The organism is Mycobacterium colombiense (genome assembly GCF_001665835.1).
GTDB lineage: Bacteria > Actinomycetota > Actinomycetes > Mycobacteriales > Mycobacteriaceae > Mycobacterium > Mycobacterium colombiense_A.
This window is the reverse complement of record NZ_LZSX01000004.1, coordinates 13883-32512: the sequence shown is the minus strand read 5'-3', so window position 1 is coordinate 32512 and position 18630 is coordinate 13883. Positions and strand designations below refer to the sequence as shown.

Below are 18630 nucleotides of genomic sequence, written 5' to 3'. Positions count from 1 at the left end.
AACCGCTGAAAAGCGTTGCGGTACAGGGATGTACGATGGCTCGCTGAGACGATCTGAAGTCTGACGAGCAGAGGTGGACCACATCGACCGGGGGTATCGCGGTGACTTCGTGCACCGTCGAACGGTGTTGACGCTGCCGCTGCTAGTAGCGGGAGGCATGGCTTTGGCCCAGACACCTGGCGCGTCGGCGCAACCGCCCAACACCTCGCCGCAGGCAAGCCGGTGGTCGCCCGAACGGGCCAACCGCTGGTATCAGGCGCAGGGCTGGCCGGTCGGCGTGAACTACATCACCTCCAACGCCATCAATCAGCTGGAGATGTTCCAGCGCGAAACCTTCGACCCCCGGCGCATCGATACCGAACTGGGCTGGGCGCGGACCAACGGGTTCAACGCGATACGGGTCTTCCTGCACGATCAGCTTTGGGCGCAGGACTCCCGCGGGTTTCAGGGCCGGCTCGCCCAATTCGTCGACATCGCCGCCCGCCACGGCATCAAACCGCTGTTCGTCCTGTTCGATTCGTGCTGGGACCCGTTCCCCCAGGCCGGCCCGCAGCGCGCGCCGCGGCCGGGCATCCACAACTCCGGCTGGGTGCAGAGTCCGGGGGCGGCGCGCCTCGACGATCACGGCTACCTGCGCACCATGCGCGGCTACGTCACCGGGGTGCTGACGCAGTTCCGCAGCGACGACCGCATCCTGGGCTGGGACCTGTGGAACGAGCCGGACAACCCGGCCAACGCCTACGCCTCGGTCGAGCGCAAAGACAAGGTGGACCTGGTCGCCCAGCTGCTGCCCCGGGTGTTCGAGTGGGCGCGGCTGGTCGATCCCTGCCAGCCGCTGACCAGTGGCGTCTGGCACGGCGAGTGGGCCGACCCGGGACGCCGCAGCGTGATCAGCGGCATCCAGCTCGACAACTCCGACGTCATCACGTTCCACTCCTACGCCGGCCCGGAGGAGTTCGAGAGACGCATCGCCGAGCTCGTCCCGCAGGGCCGGCCCATCCTGTGCACCGAGTACATGGCCCGGCCGCTACGCAGCACGGTGCAGGACATCCTGCCGATCGCGAAGCGTGCCGGCGTCGGCGCATTCAACTGGGGATTCGTCGCCGGCAAAACGCAGACCTTTTTCCCGTGGGATTCGTGGGACCACCCGAACCCGGACCCCGCGATGCCGCAGGAGTGGTTTCACGACCTGCTGGCCCCCGATGGACGGCCATTCCGCGACACCGAGATCCAGACGATTTTGGAGCTGAGCGACCTGGCAATGCACCTGCAACAGCCGCCGCCGCCACCGGCCGGCTGAGGGCGATCGGTCAGCGGCACCGGTTCTGGAAGTCGGTCAACGGCTGGCGAATGCCCTCGAGATCGGTGTGGGTCTGCGGGTTGGCGTCCATGTACTGCTTCAGCTGCGCACGCATGTCGTCGCGCGGCTGGCCCTTCAAGCTGGTGAAGTACGCGTTGACGTCGGGGTGGGTGAATAAATATGCCGACGTCGCCGCGGCGACGCCCGACGAGGCCTGGGCAAGGTCGGCCGCCGTGCAATTCGGCTGCGACGAGGGCGCCGGTCCGGATCGTCCATCGGCCAGTCCGCGGCGGCCGAACCGGCCGTCGCGAAAAGCATTGCCACACTGACCGCGCCGGCCGCGATTACGCCGGCAACAACTCGGCCCGCCGGGCGAACAAAAGACACCATGGAAACGCTCCTTCGTCTTCGCATCCGCAACCGCGGCCGTTATCGGTACCGCAAACCATAAGGGGTTTTCTCGCCGCGCATGCGCTAATCACCGGCAAAGGAATATGGAGCCATTCTTCGATCTCGGCCCGTCGGTCGGGCCTCGACGGCAGAATGCTTTACGGGTGGCAGGAAGGAGACCGCAGATGATTCGGCGCCGCTGGTTTGCCGCAGTGCTGGTGTTCTCGGGCTTGGCCGCAACTCCCGCAATTGTCGTTGCCGCGCATTCCGCCGGTCGGGCGGAGGCGACCGTGTGTGTGAGCGCGGGCCGACGCATCTCGGTCAGCGGATGCACCAACATCGCCGACAACATCGAACGCTATGTCCCGCCACCGGCCGCTTATGCGCCGCTGCCCGAGGACGACGCGCCACCTCCGCCGCCGCCCTAAGGGCGGCCGCGACGGGCCCTCCACGCACCCGCCGATCCGCGGCGGCCTCGTCGCTTCGGTATGGCAGGCTATGGGTGCTCATTTCCCATCCGATGTGTTCACGGCCGCGGTGACGCGCCCAACGCGCCCTCCCAGCCCTCAGTGGAGCCGAAAATGCCTGCAAAAGCGCCGCAACCCTCGCGTCATCTCGAGGTCGAGCGCAAGTTCGACGTACTCGAATCCACCGTGTCACCCTCGTTCGAGGGGATCGCCGCGGTCGCCCACGTCGAGAAGTCACCGGCGCAAACCCTGGATGCGACGTACTTCGATACGCCCATACACGATTTGGCGCGCAACAAGATCACCCTGCGCCGCCGCACCGGTGGCTCCGACGCGGGATGGCACCTCAAGCTGCCGTCAGGTCCCGACGCCCGCACCGAGGTCCGCCTACCGCTGGACGCATCGGACGGAAACGACTCCGTGCCCAACGAGTTGACGGACGTGGTGCTGGCGATCGTCCGCGACCGTCCGGTGCAGCCGGTCGCGCGCATCACCACCCGGCGTGAGAGCCAGGTGCTGTACGACGCCGCGGGCACCGCGCTGGCCGAGTTCAGCAACGACCACGTCACCGCGTGGTCGATGCGGGGATCCGAGGACACCGACTCGCCGACCGAACAGGAATGGCGCGAGTGGGAATTGGAGCTCCTCGAAGCGAGTGGGCTCTCCAACGGGACGGCCGGTGTCGAGCTGCTGAACCGGTTGAGCAACCGGCTGCTGGACGCCGGCGCCGCGCCGGGGGGTCATGGCTCCAAGCTGGCGCGGGTGCTCGGCACGCCGCCCAACGGCACTCCGTCGCCCGGCGATCCGCTGCAGCGCGCGATCGCCGAGCAGGTTCGCGAGCTGGTCGTGTGGGATCGCGCGGTACGCGCCGACGCCTACGACGCCATCCACCAGATGCGGGTGACCACCCGCAAGCTGCGCAGCCTGCTGCGGGACTACCAGGAGTCGTTCGGGCTGCCCGAGGAGGGGTGGGTCCTGGACGAGTTGCGTGAGCTCGCCGGAATTCTGGGCGTGGCGCGTGACGCCGAGGTGCTCGCCGAGCGATACGAGCGCGACTTGGACGGGCTCGCACCGGAATTGGTGCGCGGCCCGGTGCGCGAACGTCTGGTCGGGGGCGCCCAGCGGCGCTACCAGACCGGGTTGCGCCGGTCATTGATCGCCATGCGCTCGCAGCGCTACTTCCGCCTGCTGGACTCCCTCGACCTGATAGCAGCCGAAACCCCGGGCGTTGCAACGGCCGAGGAACAGGCGCCGGTGACCATCGAGGTTGCCTACCAGAAGGTCCGCAAGGCCCAGAAGGCTGCCGCCCAGGTCGACCGCGAGCACCCGGACGACCAACACCAACGCGACGAGGCGATCCATCGGATCCGCAAGCGCGCCAAGCGTCTTCGCTACACCGCGTCGGCTACCGGCGCCGCGAAGGTGTCCGAACAGGCCAAGGCGGTCCAGTCGCTGCTGGGTGATCATCAAGACAGCGTCGTCAGCCGCGAGCATCTGCGTCAGGAGGCCGAGATCGCGCACGCCGCCGGCGAGGACACCTTCACCTACGGGCTGTTGTATCAGCGGGAGGCCGACCTGGCGGACCGCTGCCGCGACGAACTCGACGACACCCTGCGCGGCCTCGCCAAGGCGGTCCGCAAAGCGGGGCATTAGAAGGCGGACGAGTTGGCCTGTAAGCCGGATTCTGTTCCCCGCCGCCGCGCATAAGCAACGGCGGCGCGGCGGCGACCATCCATCTGGACACACCGTCACCGGGTGCCTCGAGCGGCCTACCCGCAGGCTCGGGCGAGCAGCCCTCGAACGCCTGCGCGGCCACACCTTAGGTGCGGCCTTCTTGGCCTTGCTTCGGGTGGGGTTTGCCTAGCCACCCCGGTCACCCGGGGTGCTGGTGCGCTCTTACCGCACCGTTTCACCCTTACCACCGCGAGGGTGGCGGTCTGTTTTCTGTGGCACTTTCCCGCGAGTCACCTCGGATTGCCGTTAGCAATCACCCCGCTCTGTGAAGTCCGGACTTTCCTCGAACCGCTTGTGACGGTCCGCGGCCGCCCGGCCAACTCGTCCGCGACGAACCACGGTACTACCTGCGGCATCCTGGGGCCAGCAACTATTGCTCGTGCCGCTCTATCGTGGACCTGATGGACCGATGGAAAAAGCGTGTCGACACCGGCGATTGGAACGCCATCGCCACCGAGGTCGACGAGTACGGCGGTGCGCTGCTGCCGCGGCTGATCACGTCCGATGAAGCGGCCAGGCTGCGCAAGCTCTACGCCGACGACGACCTGTTCCGGTCCACCATCGACATGGCGCCCAAACGCTATGGCGCCGGGGAATACCGCTATTTTCATGCGCCCTACCCCGAACCGATCGAAGCGCTCAAGCAGGCCCTCTATCCGCGGCTGCTGCCGATAGCGCGCGATTGGTGGGACAAGCTCGGCCGGGAGGCGCCCTGGCCGGACCGCCTCGACGATTGGCTGGCGGCCTGTCACGCCGCCGGTCAGCGCAGGTCGACCGCCCTGATGCTGAAATACGGTGCGGGCGACTGGAATGCGTTGCACCGGGATCTGTACGGCGACTTGGTTTTCCCGCTCCAGGTCGTCATCAACCTGAGCAACCCCGAGACCGACTACACCGGCGGCGAATTCCTGCTCGTCGAACAGCGTCTGCGGGCCCAATCCCGCGGCCTGGCAACGCAACTGCCGCAGGGACACGGGTATGTCTTCACCACCCGGGAACGGCCGGTGCCCTCGGCCCGGGGGTGGTCCGCGGCGCCGGTGCGCCACGGCGTCTCGGTCGTTCGCTCCGGCGAGCGCTACGCGATGGGGCTGATCTTCCACGACGCGGCGTAGGCGGGGCTATCCCGTTCGCCGCAAGACCATGATGTTGTCGGCCATCGTTCCGGATTCCCCGTTCGGGCCGACCATTTCCCGGTCGACGGCCTCGGTCCGCAGCCGCGTCCACCGCGGCGCCTCCAGGCGCAGCGACCCGAGGACCTCCTCGATACCGGCGAAGTGGTGATCGTGATGCTCCGCCCACGGCGGAGGCGCCCCGTGGTCGACGATCAGCAGCACCCCACCACGATCCACCCGCTCGGCCGCCCGCTGCAGCACCCCGTCGCGTTCCAGTCGCGCCGGGGAGTGCAGATACTGCGCGGAGACCAGGTCGAAGCTCCCTTCGGGGAAGCTCTCGTTGAGGTCGTGTCGCTGAAAGTCGATGTATGCGAGCAAGTTCCGCGCGGACGCGGCCTCGGCGGCTCGCTGCAGCGCGGTGGCCGAGATGTCGACGGCCACCACCTGCCAGCCGCGCTCGGCCAGCCAGAGCGCGTCGGCCCCCTCACCGCAGCCCAGGTCGAGGGCCCGCCCCGCCGGCAGGCCGGCGGCCACCTCGGCCAGGCGGGGATTGGCCCGTCCGCTCCACGCTCGCTCCACCGAGCGGTAGCGCTCCTCCCAGAAACGCTGGGCGTCATCAGGTTTGCACGAATTGTCCACACCGCGAGCTTGCCTACCCGGTACGAATTTGCCAAGCTGAATTGCCATGCAGGCAAAAACGGCCCCCGACATCGACCTCCTGGTGCGCCGGCGGCTGCGCGAACTGCGGGTGCAGCGCGGCTTGACGCTGCAGGAGGTCGGCGAGCACGCCGGCATCGACGTCTCGACCCTCAGCCGCCTCGAGTCGGGGAAACGCCGGCTGGCGCTGGATCACCTGCCCCGGCTGGCCCGGGCCCTGTCGGTCAGCACCGACGAGCTGCTGCAGACGCCGCCCACCCCCGACCCGCGGGTGCGCGGCACCGCGCACACCCACCACGGCGTCACCTATTGGCCGCTGACCCGCCAGGGCCCCGCCGGCGGCCTGCACGCGTTCAAGGTCCGGGTCAGCGCGCGTCGCCGCACCCCGCCGGCCGACCTGCCGGTGCACGAGGGCCAGGACTGGATGTATGTGCTTTCCGGCCGGATGCGGCTCATCCTGGGCGAGCGCGACTTCACCATCGACCCCGGCCAGGCCGTCGAGTTCTCGACGTGGACGCCGCACTGGTTCGGCGTGGTGGACGGGCCGGTGGAGGCCATCGTGATCTTCGGAGCGCACGGCGAGCGGCTTCACCTGCATAGTTGATCCGCGCTACACCATTGCCCAACAGGCACGCCGGTGCCAGGCTGACCGCATGACAGAAGCCGAAAGTTTCGTCGACCAGACGGTCATGGGGCTCGCGGAGCCGCAGCCGATGTACAAGGCGCTGCGCGAAACCGCCCCCGTGTTCCGGTCGCCGCAGGCGGTCGTTCTCAGCCGCCTGGCCGACATCGAAATGGCGCTCAAACACACCGAGCTGTTCTCGTCGAACATGGATGCGGTCGACCTGGGTAACGTGCGGCCGCTGATCCCGCTGCAGATCGACCCACCCGAGCACGCGAAGTACCGGCGCATCCTCGATCCGCTGTTCACCCCGCGGGAGATGGCCCGCCGCGAACCACGCGTCACCGAGCTGGTCAACGAGATGATCGACCGCTTCGCCGGCCGGGGCGAGTGCGACTTCCACACAGAGTTCGCGGTGCCGCTGCCCTGCACCGTCTTTCTGCAGCTGCTCGGCCTGCCGCTGGACGACCTCGACCAATTCCTGGTGTGGAAGGACGGCGTCATCCGCCCCGAGGGCGACTCGGGCTACGAGCGCCGCCACGAGAGCTCCGCAGGCGTGGCCCGACAGATCTACGAGTACTTCGACCGCGCGATCGACGACCACATCGCCAGCCCGCGCGACGACGTGCTGTCCGCGATGATCGCGGCGAACTTCAAAGACGATGCCGGCCAACCACTGTCGCGCGAAGAGCTGCTCGACATCTGCTTCCTGTTCCTCATCGCCGGCCTGGACACGGTCACCGACTCGCTCGACTGTTTCTTCGTGTACCTGGCGCGTCACCCCGATCACCGTCATCAACTCGTCGACCAGCCCGACGTGCTGCCCAGCGCGGTCGAGGAGTTGTTGCGTTGGGAGACACCGGTGCCCGGCGTCGCGCGGGTGGCCATCCAGGACGTCGAGGTGGGCGGGTGTCCGATCAGCAAGGGCGAGCGGGTCAGCCCGTTACTGGGCGCGGCCAACACGGACCCGGCCGAGTTCCCCGATCCGGAGCTGGTGGACTTCACCCGCAACCCCAACCGGCACCGGGCTTTCGGCGGCGGGCCGCACCGTTGCCTCGGCTCGCACCTGGCCCGCATGGAGCTGCGGGTGGCGTTGCGCGAATTCCACCGTCGCATACCGGATTACCAGATCAAGCCCGGCACCGAGCTGACCTACACCGCTGCGCTGCGATCGGTGGAGTCGCTGCCGCTGGTCTTTCCGGTGTCATGACCCGCATAGCCGGCGACGATGCAGAGCGAAGCGATGAGAAGGAGCGGCGCAGATGGCCCACGTAGCCGTCGACCCCGACCGGTGCACCGGGCACGGGCGTTGCTACACCCTGGCGCCCGACGTCTTCGACGCCGACGAGGTCGGCCACTGCGTGGTGCTCGTCGACGAGGTGTCCGGCGAGCTCGGAACGCAGGCCGTGACCGCCGAGCGCAATTGCCCGGAAAGCGCCATCACGCTTTCACGCTGACGACATACATCGGCCGTCGATTCGCGCTAGAACACGCCGTCCCGGGGTAACCCCGGGGTATGGCCATGAACGTCGCTCACAAGCTGATCAGCTCGCACCTGGAGTCCGGGGAGATGTCCCCGGGAGAAGAGATCGCGCTCCGCATCGATCAGACGCTGACCCAGGATGCGACCGGCACGCTGGTGATGCAGGAACTCGAGGCGCTCGGGCTCGATCACGCCCGCACCGAGGTCAGCGTGCAGTACGTCGACCACAACCTGCTGCAGGGCGACGAGAAGAACGCCGAAGATCACGAGTACCTGCGCACCGCGGCGCAACGCTTCGGCCTGTGGTTCTCCAAACCGGGCAACGGTGTCTCGCACCCAACCCACATGCAGCGCTTCGGCATCCCCGGCAAGACGATGGTGGGCTCCGACTCCCACACTCCGGCAGCCGGATCGCTGGGCATGCTCGCGATCGGCGTCGGTGGTCTCGAGGTGGCCCTCGCGATAACGGGGCGGCCACTGCACATCCGCATGCCCGAGGTATGGGGGGTGCGGCTCGACGGTGAGCTGCCCGAGTGGTGTTCGGCCAAAGACGTGATCCTGGAGATGTTGCGCCGCCACGACGTCAAGGGCGGGGTGAACCGGATCATCGAGTATCACGGTCCCGGCGTGACGACGCTGACGGCGATGGACCGCCACGTCATCGCCAACATGGGCGCCGAACTCGGCGCCACGACGACGGTGTTTCCCAGCGACGAAGCCGTTCGCGAATTCCTGCGCGCCGAGGACCGCGAGGACGACTGGATGGAATTGCTCGCCGACGACGACGCGGCGTACGACGTCGAGGACACCATCGACTTGTCGCAGATCGAGCCGCTGATCGCCAAACCGTCGTCGCCCGGCAACGTGGTACCCGTTCGCGAGGTGACGGGCGAGGAGATCGCCCAGGCGGTGATCGGTTCCAGCGCCAACCCCGGGCTGCGCGATTTCGCGATCGCGGCCGCGATGGTGGCGGGGCGTCAGACGGCCCCGCAGGTCAGCTTTGACATCAACCCGACGTCGCGCGAGATCCTGGCCGACCTGACCAAGATGGGCGCGACACTGGATCTGGTGGTGGCCGGGGCGCGCATCCACCAGGCGGGCTGCATGGGATGCATCGGCATGGGCCAGGCTCCCGCGGTCGGTCGCAACTCGCTGCGCACGATGCCGCGCAACTTCCCCGGCCGGTCCGGCACCAAGGAGGACGCGGTCTGGCTGTGCTCGCCCGAGACCGCCGCGGCATCGGCACTGACGGGGGTGATCACGGATCCGCGCGACTGGGCCAAAGATGAGCAGATGGAGTATCCGAAACTCGATCTGCCCGAGCGCAATTCCGTCAACACCGCAATGCTGGTGCCTCCGCTCGACGCCGAGGAGGCACAACGCGTCGAACCCGTGAAGGGCCCCAACATCTCCAGCCTGCCCGAGTTGTCACCGCTACCAGACGAAATCGAGGCGCCGGTGCTGCTCAAGGTCGGCGACAACATCTCCACCGACGAAATCTCACCGGCCGGCGTGCAGGCCCTTCCGCTTCGGTCCAACATCCCGAAGCTCGCGATGTTCACCTTCACCCGGGTCGACGACTCCTACCCCGAGCGGGCTCAAAAGGCCGGCGACGGCGGGCACATCATTGTCGCCGGGGACAACTACGGCCAAGGCTCCTCGCGTGAGCACGCCGCGATCGCACCGCGCTACCTCGGGTTGCGCGTGGTCATCGCCAAGTCCTTCGCACGCATCCACTGGCAAAACCTGGCCAACTACGGAATTCTGGCGCTCGAGTTCGAAAATCCCGACGACTACGACTCGATCGACCAAGACGACACCCTCCGAATCCGAAATCTGCGCGCACTCGACAAAGACGATGTCCTGCAGGTCGAGAACGCCAGCAAGGAATCGTCATTCGCGGTGCGGCATCGACTCTCGCCACGACAAGTCAAGGATGTGTTGGCCGGCGGCCTGATCCCACGACTCAACCAGGAGCAGGAGTGACGTTTATAGATACGCCGTCTGGTTGACCAAGCGCACCGAAGACGCTCCGTCGGAATAGAATTCGGCGATGCTCAGTGATGCCAGGTCCAGGTGCAGGCGGTACAGGATGCCGGGCCCGGCGTCCAGCGCCTCTCGCAGCAGCATCTTGATGGGTGTCACGTGCGACACCAACAGCACCGTGGTTCCCTGGTGGGCGGCGACGAGTCGGTCACGAACCCTCGACACCCGCTCGGCCACCGCGTCGAAGCTCTCCCCGCCCGGCGGGGCGGTGCTGGTGTCGCGCAGCCAGCGGCCGTGCAGCTCGGGATCGTGCTCGGCGGCCTCGGCGAACGTCAGCCCCTCCCAGGAGCCGAAGTCGGTCTCGATCAAGTCGTCGTCGACGGTGACGTCCAGGCCCAGCGCCTTGGCGGCGGCCGCCGCGGTGTCGTAAGCCCGTTGCAGCGGGGAGGCGAACACCGCCGAAATCCCGCCGCGCTGCGCCAGATAGCGCGCCGCCGCGTCGGCCTGCCGCCGCCCCACCTCGGTGAGCGCCGGGTTGCCGCGGCCCGAATAGCGGCGGTGCACCGACAACTCGGTCTGGCCGTGGCGCAGCAACAGCAGCCGGGTCGGGGTGCCGCGTGCGCCGGTCCAGCCCGGCGCCGACGGGGCCGGGGACGGCGTGGGCTTTTCTACCGGGGCGGATTGTTGCGCCGGTTCGGGCTTTTCGGTCACACCGTTGGCCTCGGCGGCGGCGTCCATCGCCTCGTTGGCCAACCGATCGGCGTGGGTGTTGCGCTCGCGCGGAATCCACGAGTAACTGATGCGCTCGAACCGTCGTGCCCGGTCGCGGGCTTCGGCGTGCAGTTCGATCAGGTCGGGGTGCTTGACCTTCCACCGCCCGGACATCTGCTCCACCAGCAGCTTGGAATCCAGGTACACCGCCGCCTCGGTGGCGCCCAGGTTCAGGGCGTCGTCCAAACCGGCTATCAGACCCCGGTATTCGGCAACGTTGTTGGTAGCCCGGCCGATGGCCTGCTTGGCCTCAGCCAGCACGGTCGCGCGGTCCTCGGTCCACACCACCGCGCCGTACCCGGCCGGGCCGGGGTTGCCCCGCGACCCGCCGTCGGCCTCGATGACGACTTTCACTGATCGAACCCCTTGACCCGCAACAGAATCGCGCCGCATTCCGGGCAGCGCAGCACATCGTCTTCGGCGGCCGCCGAGATGCGGGACAGCTCGCCGCGGTCGATCTCGAGCCGGCAGGCCCCGCACCGGCGTCCCAGCAGCTGCGCGGCACCCGCGCCTCCCCCGGCGCGCTGGCGTTCGTAGAGGGCCGACAGTGCCGGGTCCAGTGCGGCGCTCAGCGAGTCACGCCGCGAGGACTGCAGCTCGCGGGCCTGGCTGATCTCGGCGACCGCGGCGTCGAGCGCCTCACGCGCGGCGGTCATCTCGGTCTCCAGCGACGTGAGGGTCTGCTGCTCGCCGTCCAGCTGGGATTGCAGCTCCTCACGACGCTCCATCACCTCGAGCAGCGAGTCCTCCAGGCTGGTCTGACGACGCTGCAGGGTCTCCAGCTCGTGTTGAAGATCCGATAGTTGCTTGGCGTCGGTCGCCCCCGACTGCAGCAGCGAGCGGTCGCGGTCCTCGCGCTGGCGCACCGCCTCGATCTCCGCCTCGAGCCGCGCCACCTGGGCGTCGATGTCCTCCAGCGCGATGCGCACCGTGGCCAGCCGATCACCGGCGGCCTCGAATTCCACCTGCAACCGCGCACAGGCCTCTTGTTCTGGCAGGTGCGTGGCCCGGTGCGTGATGCGGGACAACTCGGCATCCAACTTCGACAATTCGAGCAGCGAACGCTGCTGTGCCACTTCGGCTTTCATGCCCTGTTACCCCCGGACTCGTTGCCAACCTGCTCGACATTCCAAGGGTCGGTGCGTATCGAGCTCACCCGCACCGGGAGCTCCGCACCGAAACGCGACCGTAGCAAGCCGGCGGCCTGCTCACACCAAGGGAATTCACTTGCCCAATGTGCCACATCAATCAGAGCCACATCGGAGGCACGGCGATGTTCGTCGGCCGGGTGGTGGCGCAGGTCCGCTGTGACGTAGGCCTGCACGCCGGCGCCGGCCGCGGCGGCCAGCAGCGAATCCCCGGCGCCGCCGCACACGGCGACCCGCGACACCGGCATGTCTGGGTTGCCCGCCGCCCGCACTCCCCAGGACGTGCGCGGCAATGCCGCGTTGACGCGGGAGACGAAGTCGCGCAACGGTTCCGGGCGTGCCAGCGTCGCGACGCGGCCCAATCCGGCGTCGGCGGGCGGGGGCACCATCGCGAAGATGTCGAACGCGGGCTCCTCGTAGGGATGGGCGGCTCGCATCGCCGCCAGCACCGCGGCCCGGGAACGCGCGGGCGCGACGACCTCGAACCGGTCTTCGGCCACCCGCTCGACATTCCCGACGCTGCCCACGGCGGGCGAGGCGCCTTCGTGCGGCAGGAACTGCCCGATGCCGCTGACGGTCCAGCTGCAGTGCGAATAGTCCCCGATGTGGCCGGCCCCGGCCGCGAACACCGCCGCCTGCACCGCTTCGGCGTTCTCGGCGGGCACGTAGACGACCCACTTGTCGATGTCGGCTGCGTCCGACGCCGGTTCGAGCACGGCCTCGACGCTGAGGCCCAGCGCCTCGGCCAGCGCATCGGAGACACCCGGGCGGGCCGAGTCGGCATTGGTGTGCGCGGTGAACAGCGAGCGCCCGCTCTGGATCAACCGGTGCACCAGCGCACCCTTGGGGGTGCTGGCCGCCACGGTGTCCACCCCGCGCAACAGCAGCGGATGATGGGCCAGCAGCAGGCTCGCCCGGGGAACTTCGTCGACGACCGCCGGCGTCGCGTCGACGGCGACGGTCACCGACTCGAGCTCGTCGTCGGGGTCGCCGCACACCAGGCCCACCGAATCCCAGGATTCGGCGAGCCGCGGCGGGTAGGCCTCATCGAGCACCGCGATGACGTCGGCCAGCTGCACGCTCACCGCTGGCCCCCGATGCTCTCCGGCGTGACCGCCTCCGAAATCGCCTGCACCAACTGCGGCCACTCGCGGCGCACCGCGGCCCGCAGATACCGCTCGTCCAAGCCGACGAACGTATCACAGCGGCGAATGGCAATTCCCCTGTCATGCAGAGTCTTTCGTATGTGGGCCGCATGGGGTGTGCGGAACAGCACGAACGGAGCCCGGCCGTCGACCACCTCGGCGCCCACGGATGCCAGGCCGGTCACCATCTCGGCGCGTAGCCGGGCCAATCGCGCCGCCCCGGCCGCCGCGTCGGCGACGGCCTGGCGGCCGCAGCAATCCGCGATGGCGGTCAGTTGCAGCGTCCCCACCGGCCAGTGCGCCCGCTGCGTGGTCAACCGCGCCAGCACCTCCGGGGAACCCAGCGCGTAGCCCACCCGCAACCCGGCCAGCGCCCACGTCTTGGTCAGGCTGCGCAGCACCAGCACGTCGGGCAGCGCGTCACCGGCCAGCGATTGCGGCTCACCGGGGATGGAGTCGGCGAACGCCTCGTCGACCACCAGGATCCGTCCGGGCCGGCGCAACGCCAGCAGTTGTTCGCGGGTGTGCAGCACCGAGGTGGGGTTGGTCGGGTTACCCACCACGACAAGGTCGGCGTCGTCGGGGACGGCCGCACCGGCCAGGCCGAACGGCGGCTTCAGCACGACGTGGTGCACCGGCACCCCGGCCGCGGTCAGCGCGACGGCCGGCTCGGTGAACGCCGGCGCGATGATCGCCGCCCGTCGCGGACGCAGGTTGCCCAGCAGGGCGAACGCCTCGGCCACCCCGGCCAGCGGCAGCACCTCGTCGCGGGTCCGGCCGTGCCGCTCGGCGGCCGCATCCTGCGCCCGGTGGACATCGTCAAGGCTCGGGTAGCGCGCCAGGTCGGGCAGCCGCTCGGCCAGCCGTCGCAGCAGCCACTCCGGCGGTTGGCCGTGCCGGACGTTGACGGCGAAATCCAGCATCCCGGGCGCGACGGCCTGATCACCGTGGTAGCGCGCCGCAGGCGGGCTCAGGTTCAGACTCGCCATCCGTGAAACACTAGTGCGCCGGCCGGACCGGCCGGAGCAGCATCGGCAACACCGTCACACCCGGCTGCAACGCATCGAGGACAATGGTGAGGTGACAGGCACAACGTCAGCCGATCGCCAGGCCCCCGGCGACGCCATGGCCCCGGATGCGGCGCAGCTGGTGATCTTCGATCTCGACGGCACCCTGACCGACTCCGCGGAGGGAATCGTCGCCAGCTTCCTGCACGCGCTCGAGCACATCGGCGCCCCGGTGCCGCCCGGGGACATCGTCGCGCAGATCGTGGGCCCGCCGATGGACGACACCTTCCGGGCCATGGAGCTCGGCGACGACGCCGAGGAGGCGATCGCGGCCTTTCGCGCCGAGTACGGCGCCCGGGGCTGGGCGATGAACGCGCTCTTCGACGGGATCGAGGCGCTGCTGGTGGACCTGCGCGCCGCCGGTGTCCGGCTGGCGGTGGCGACCTCCAAGCTGGAGCCGACGGCGCGGCGCATCCTCGCCCACTTCGGGCTCGACCAGCACTTCGAGGTCATCGCCGGCGCCAGCCCCGATGGTTCGCGCAAGGCCAAGGTCGAGGTGCTGGCCCACGCCCTGTCGCAGCTGGAACCGCTGCCCGACCGGGTGCTGATGGTCGGTGACCGCAGCCACGACGTGCACGGCGCCGCCGCCCACGGCATCGACACCGTGGTGGTCGGCTGGGGCTACGGCAAGGCCGACTTCCCCGACGGCGCCCCCGCATCCGGCGTGACGCACGCCGCGACCATCGACGAATTACGGAGGACGCTAGGTGTCTAGTCGCGAACCGCTGCACGTCACGTTCGTGTGCACCGGCAACATCTGCCGTTCGGTGATGGCCGAGAAGATGTTCGCCGACCAGCTGCGCCGGCGCGGCCTGGCCGACGCGGTGCGGGTGAGCAGTGCCGGCACCGGCAACTGGCATGTCGGTGAGTGCGCCGACGAGCGGGCCGCCGGCGTGCTGCGCGCCCACGGCTACGCATGCGAGCACCGCGCCACCCAGGTCGACGCCGAGCACCTGGGCGCCGACCTGGTGGTGGCCTTGGACCGCAACCACGCCCGCATGCTGCGGCACCTGGGCGCCGACGAGGACCGCGTCCGGATGCTGCGCTCCTTCGATCCGCGCACCGGCGCACACACCCCCGACGTCGACGACCCCTACTACGGCGACACCGGGGACTTCGAGCGCGTGTACACGGTCATCGAGGCCGCGCTGCCGGGCTTGCATGACTGGGTCGACGAGCGGCTCGCGCAGAACGGATCCACCTGATGCGCCGCCTGCCCTTTCTGCTGCGCCCGGGCTGGATCGTGCTGGCCCTGGTGGTCGTCGCCTTCGCCTATCTGTGCTTCACGGTGCTCGCGCCCTGGCAGCTCGGCAAGCACAGCAGGACCTCGCAGGAGAACCGCCAGATCGAATCCTCGCTGAACACCGCGCCCGTCCCGCTGAAAACGCTGCTGCCGCAGCAGAATTCGGCAGCTCCCGGCGCGCAGTGGCGCCAGGTCACCGCCACCGGGCACTATCTGCCCGACGTGCAGGTGCTGGCCCGGCTGCGGGTGATCGATTCGAAGCCGGCGTTCGAGGTGCTGGCGCCGTTCGCCGTCGACGGCGGACCGACCGTCCTGGTCGACCGCGGCTACGTGCGGCCCCTGGAGGGCTCCCATGTCCCGCCGATCCCCCGCCCCCCGGCGGAGACGGTGACCATCACGGCGCGGCTGCGCGACTCCGAGACCGCCGCGGTGAACAAGGATCCCTTCGTGGGCGACGGTGTGCAGCAGGTGTATTCGATCGACACCGAACAGGTGGCGATTCTGACCAAGATCCCGCTGGCCGGGTCCTACCTGCAACTGATCGACGGTCAGCCCGGCGGCCTCGGCGTGGTCGGTGTGCCGCAGCTGGACGCCGGCCCGTTCCTGTCCTACGGCATCCAGTGGATCGCGTTCGGCATCCTCGCCCCGATCGGGTTGGGCTACTTCGCCTACTCGGAGATCCGCGCCCGCCGCCAGGAGAAGCAACAGCGGCCGTCGCCCGAGGCGGCGCCCACGCCCGAGGCGCCCGAGGTACCGCAGTCCGTGGAGGCCAAACTAGCCGATCGCTACGGTCGTCGGCGGTAACCCGACAGCCAAACCACCAGCCCCGCCGACACCGCGGCACCCGCCTGCACCAGCGACGACAGCGCCACCGCGCGCCGCAGGTCGGTCACCGCCGGCGCCCGCCCGTCGCCGAGTGTGGGCCGGATCTGCAGCTCGTGACGGTACTGCGTGGGCCCGCCCAGGCGCACCCCCAGCGCTCCGGCGAAGGCCGCCTCGACGACGCCGGCGTTGGGGCTGGGATGGCGGGCCGCATCGCGGCGCCAGGCCCGCGCCGCACCCGACGGTGATCCGCCGACCAGCGGCGCCAGCAGCACCGCCAGTGACGCGGTCACCCGCGCGGCGGCGTAGTTGGCGACGTCATCCAATCTCGCTGCGGCCCAACCGAATCGGAGATAGCGCGGCGAGCGGTGACCCACCATCGAGTCCAGGGTGTTGACGCCGCGATACACCAGCACCGCGGGCACGCCGCCGACCGCCGCACACAGCAGCGGCGCCACCTGGGCGTCGGAGGTGTTCTCGGCGATCGATTCCAGTGCCGCGCGGGCCAGGCCGGCTTCATCCAGCGACGCCGGATCGCGCCCGCACAGCGACGGCAGCAGCCCACGCGCACCGTCGACGTCGCCGCATTCCAACAGTTCCGACATGTCCAGGCCGGTGCGCACCAACGAGGTTCCGCCCAGCGCGACCCAGGTGGCTACGCCGGTCGCGGCGATCGACCACACCCGGCCGCCGCGCCGCTCCGCGGCCCGTTCCACCGCCAGGCCCAGCAGGCCCAGCGCCCCGATGAGCACGCCGACATGGAACACCCCGGCGACCCGGCTGTCGCGGTAGGCCACATTCTCCAGCGCCCCCGCGGCCCGGCCGAACAACGCGACCGGATGGCCGCGGCGCGGGTCGCCCAACGCGCGGTCGGCCAGATAGCCGATCGCCACGCCCACGATCCGGGTTCGCCTCGCAACCACCTCGGCAGCGTCTCACACCCTCGCGCCCCCGCCGACTGGGCGACCGCCACGATCACAACGACGATGACCAGCACGATGGGCAATTAACGTCGGAATCATTGATCGTGCCGATCCGGCGATGGTCTACTCGAAGGCATGAGGCCAAGCAGGCAAGGTCCGCGGTGAAGCGGCCCGCGACCCGGATCGCCGACCTGCTGAACCCGGCGGCGGTGTTGCTGCCCGCCGCGAACGTCATCATGCAGTTGTCGTTGCCCGGCGTCGGCTATGGCGTGCTGGAAAGCCCGGTGCACAGCGGCAACGTCTACAAGCATCCGTTCAAGCGCGCGCGCACCACCGGCACCTATCTGGCGGCCGCGACCATCGGGACCGAGTACGACCGGGCGTTGATCTGCGCGGCCGTCGACGTCGCCCACCGGCAGGTCCGGTCCACGTCGTCGAGCCCGGTGTCCTACAACGCTTTTGACCCCAAGTTGCAGCTGTGGGTGGCCGCATGCCTGTACCGGTACTTCGTCGACCAGCACGAGTTCCTGCACGGCCCGCTGGATGACGCAACGGCCGACACGGTCTACCGAGACGCCGCCAAGCTGGGCACCACACTGCAAGTGCCCGAGCGGATGTGGCCGCCGGACCGGACCGCGTTCGACGAGTACTGGAAACGCTCCCTCGACGAGCTGCGCATCGACCCTCCGGTCCGCGAGCACCTGCACGGCGTGGCGGCGTTGGCGTTCCTGCCGTGGCCATTGCGCGTGCTGGCGGGGCCGTTCAACCTGTTCGCGACGACGGGGTTTCTGGCTCCCGAGTTCCGGGAGTTGATGCGGCTGGACTGGTCGCCGGGCCGGCAGCGCCGCTTCGACTGGCTGCTGACGGCACTGCGGCTGGCCGACCGGCTGATCCCGCACCGGGCCTGGATCTTCGGATACCGGCTCTACCTGTGGGACATGCGATCCCGCGCGCGCCAGGGCCGGCGGATCGTCTAGATGGCGCAGGATCGTCTCGCGGGCAAAGTCGCCATCATCACCGGCGCGGGCTCCGGCATCGGGTGGGCCGCGGCCCGCCGCTTCGCCGACGAGGGAGCCCGCGTCGTCTGCGCCGACGTCAGCGGGCAGGAGCGCGAGATCGCCGCCCGGCTCGGCGATGTCGCGCTGCCGGTGCACGTCGACGTCACCGACGCCGCCGACGTCCAACGCATGGTCGCCACCGCCGTCGACCGCTTCGGCCAGCTGGATGTGCTGCTGAACAACGCGGGATTCGGTGGGCCACACGCGGCCCTGGCCGACACCGACGAAGAAATGTTCGACAAGATCCTGGCCATCAATCTCAAAGGCGTGTTCCTCGGCATGAAATACGCGATCCCCGCGATGCTCGAGGCAGGTGGCGGCGCGGTCGTCAACACCGCATCGGCGTCCGGGCTGGTCGGCTGGAAAGGCTTGTCCTGCTACGCCGCAGCCAAAGCCGCGGTGGTGCAGATGACAAAGTCCGCTGCGCTGGATTACGCCAAGGCGAACGTGCGCATCAACGCGATCTGCCCCGGCATGACCTACACCGGCCTGGCGGGGGCCAAACCCGACGATGACGTGCCGCCCGGTGGTTACCTGCCGACGCCGATGGCGCGGTGGGGCGAACCCGCCGAATTGGCCGCCGCCGCACTGTTTCTCGCCAGCGACGAGGTATCCTTCATCACCGGCGCCGCGCTGGCCGTGGACGGTGGGTACTCGGCCGGCGGCCCGATGGTCGGCAAACCGCGCCAAGCGGACTAGCGT

19 protein-coding genes, 1 other RNA gene and 1 pseudogene are annotated in these 18630 nt (G+C 69.2%); 13 read left to right on the top strand and 8 right to left on the bottom strand.

Annotation, left to right across the window (positions count from 1 at the left end):
• Nucleotides 1-109: 109 nt before the first annotated feature.
• The gene (locus A5760_RS00940; RefSeq protein WP_064877238.1) at nucleotides 110-1300 is read left to right on the top strand and encodes a hypothetical protein; all 1191 of its coding nucleotides are present in this window, start codon (nucleotides 110-112) and stop codon (nucleotides 1298-1300) included.
• A 10-nt stretch (nucleotides 1301-1310) separates the two neighbouring features.
• On the opposite strand, the pseudogene A5760_RS00935 reads toward A5760_RS00940, so the two are convergent.
• Nucleotides 1311-1690, bottom strand: a pseudogene (locus A5760_RS00935) (hemophore-related protein).
• Nucleotides 1691-1875: 185 nt separating this feature from the next.
• Between A5760_RS00935 and A5760_RS00930 the strand changes: the two are divergent.
• Both A5760_RS00930 and A5760_RS00925 read left to right on the top strand, forming a co-directional pair.
• Nucleotides 1876-2118: a hypothetical protein gene (locus A5760_RS00930; RefSeq protein WP_064877213.1), complete on the top strand. Its 243-nt coding sequence runs from the start codon at nucleotides 1876-1878 to the stop codon at nucleotides 2116-2118.
• A gap of 153 nt (nucleotides 2119-2271) precedes the next feature.
• Nucleotides 2272-3810 carry a CYTH and CHAD domain-containing protein gene (locus A5760_RS00925; RefSeq protein ID WP_064877212.1) on the top strand — a complete coding sequence of 513 codons (1539 nt, stop codon included), beginning with the start codon at nucleotides 2272-2274 and terminating at the stop codon, nucleotides 3808-3810.
• A 4-nt stretch (nucleotides 3811-3814) separates the two neighbouring features.
• Here the strand turns inward: A5760_RS00925 and rnpB are convergent.
• Nucleotides 3815-4215: RNase P RNA component class A (gene rnpB, locus A5760_RS00920), an RNA gene on the bottom strand.
• Between the two features lie 77 nt (nucleotides 4216-4292).
• Here rnpB and A5760_RS00915 point away from each other — a divergent pair.
• Nucleotides 4293-5003 (top strand): 2OG-Fe(II) oxygenase, encoded by a 711-nt coding sequence (locus tag A5760_RS00915; protein ID WP_064877237.1) that lies wholly within the window; start codon nucleotides 4293-4295, stop codon nucleotides 5001-5003.
• Between the two features lie 6 nt (nucleotides 5004-5009).
• Here the strand turns inward: A5760_RS00915 and A5760_RS00910 are convergent, their stop codons facing one another.
• Complete coding sequence (locus tag A5760_RS00910; RefSeq protein ID WP_064877211.1) at nucleotides 5010-5642, bottom strand: class I SAM-dependent methyltransferase; 633 nt, start codon at nucleotides 5640-5642, stop codon at nucleotides 5010-5012.
• Between the two features lie 46 nt (nucleotides 5643-5688).
• Between A5760_RS00910 and A5760_RS00905 the strand changes: the two genes are divergently transcribed.
• From A5760_RS00905 to A5760_RS00890, 4 genes are read left to right on the top strand one after another with little or no spacing between them, the layout of a single operon-like run.
• Entirely contained in the window at nucleotides 5689-6264 is a 576-nt protein-coding gene (locus A5760_RS00905) for a helix-turn-helix domain-containing protein (protein WP_064877210.1), read from the top strand.
• Between the two features lie 49 nt (nucleotides 6265-6313).
• Nucleotides 6314-7492 (top strand): cytochrome P450, encoded by a 1179-nt coding sequence (locus A5760_RS00900; RefSeq protein WP_064877209.1) that lies wholly within the window; start codon nucleotides 6314-6316, stop codon nucleotides 7490-7492.
• Between the two features lie 52 nt (nucleotides 7493-7544).
• Nucleotides 7545-7739, top strand: a complete 195-nt coding sequence (locus A5760_RS00895) for a ferredoxin (protein WP_064877208.1) — start codon at nucleotides 7545-7547, stop codon at nucleotides 7737-7739.
• A gap of 59 nt (nucleotides 7740-7798) precedes the next feature.
• Nucleotides 7799-9751: an aconitate hydratase gene (locus A5760_RS00890; RefSeq protein ID WP_064877207.1), complete on the top strand. Its 1953-nt coding sequence runs from the start codon at nucleotides 7799-7801 to the stop codon at nucleotides 9749-9751.
• Between the two features lie 3 nt (nucleotides 9752-9754).
• On the opposite strand, the gene A5760_RS00885 is transcribed toward A5760_RS00890, so the two are convergent.
• The 4 genes from A5760_RS00885 to cobC are packed head-to-tail and all read right to left on the bottom strand — an operon-like array spanning nucleotide 9755 to nucleotide 13804.
• Nucleotides 9755-10876: a bifunctional RNase H/acid phosphatase gene (locus tag A5760_RS00885; protein ID WP_064877206.1), complete on the bottom strand. Its 1122-nt coding sequence runs from the start codon at nucleotides 10874-10876 to the stop codon at nucleotides 9755-9757.
• Nucleotides 10873-11610 carry a zinc ribbon domain-containing protein gene (locus A5760_RS00880; protein WP_064877205.1) on the bottom strand — a complete coding sequence of 246 codons (738 nt, stop codon included), beginning with the start codon at nucleotides 11608-11610 and terminating at the stop codon, nucleotides 10873-10875. The genes A5760_RS00885 and A5760_RS00880 overlap by 4 nt, the downstream gene beginning before the upstream one ends.
• Nucleotides 11607-12755 carry a Nif3-like dinuclear metal center hexameric protein gene (locus tag A5760_RS00875; RefSeq protein WP_064877204.1) on the bottom strand — a complete coding sequence of 383 codons (1149 nt, stop codon included), beginning with the start codon at nucleotides 12753-12755 and terminating at the stop codon, nucleotides 11607-11609. The genes A5760_RS00880 and A5760_RS00875 overlap by 4 nt, the downstream gene beginning before the upstream one ends.
• A complete protein-coding gene (cobC, locus tag A5760_RS00870; protein ID WP_064877203.1) occupies nucleotides 12752-13804 on the bottom strand; it encodes an Rv2231c family pyridoxal phosphate-dependent protein CobC in 1053 nt (350 codons plus the stop codon). The genes A5760_RS00875 and cobC overlap by 4 nt, the downstream gene beginning before the upstream one ends.
• Before the next feature lie 91 nt (nucleotides 13805-13895).
• Here cobC and A5760_RS00865 point away from each other — a divergent pair, with 91 nt between their 5' ends.
• From A5760_RS00865 to A5760_RS00855, 3 genes are read left to right on the top strand one after another with little or no spacing between them, the layout of a single operon-like run.
• Nucleotides 13896-14597: an HAD-IA family hydrolase gene (locus A5760_RS00865; protein ID WP_196771938.1), complete on the top strand. Its 702-nt coding sequence runs from the start codon at nucleotides 13896-13898 to the stop codon at nucleotides 14595-14597.
• Complete coding sequence (locus A5760_RS00860) at nucleotides 14590-15087, top strand: low molecular weight protein-tyrosine-phosphatase (protein ID WP_064877202.1); 498 nt, start codon at nucleotides 14590-14592, stop codon at nucleotides 15085-15087. Before A5760_RS00865 ends, A5760_RS00860 begins: the two co-directional genes overlap by 8 nt.
• Entirely contained in the window at nucleotides 15087-15929 is an 843-nt protein-coding gene (locus A5760_RS00855) for an SURF1 family protein (RefSeq protein ID WP_064877201.1), read from the top strand. Before A5760_RS00860 ends, A5760_RS00855 begins: the two co-directional genes overlap by 1 nt.
• Here the strand turns inward: A5760_RS00855 and A5760_RS00850 are convergent.
• Nucleotides 15911-16870 (bottom strand): cobalamin biosynthesis protein, encoded by a 960-nt coding sequence (locus tag A5760_RS00850; protein WP_064877200.1) that lies wholly within the window; start codon nucleotides 16868-16870, stop codon nucleotides 15911-15913. The two genes, A5760_RS00855 and A5760_RS00850, sit on opposite strands and share 19 nt — an antisense overlap.
• Before the next feature lie 161 nt (nucleotides 16871-17031).
• On the opposite strand from A5760_RS00850, the gene A5760_RS00845 reads away from it, so the two are divergent.
• Together A5760_RS00845 and A5760_RS00840 are read left to right on the top strand one after the other, a co-directional pair.
• Nucleotides 17032-17847, top strand: a complete 816-nt coding sequence (locus A5760_RS00845; protein ID WP_064877199.1) for an oxygenase MpaB family protein — start codon at nucleotides 17032-17034, stop codon at nucleotides 17845-17847.
• Complete coding sequence (locus A5760_RS00840; protein WP_064877198.1) at nucleotides 17848-18627, top strand: SDR family NAD(P)-dependent oxidoreductase; 780 nt, start codon at nucleotides 17848-17850, stop codon at nucleotides 18625-18627.
• Nucleotides 18628-18630: the final 3 nt, after the last annotated feature.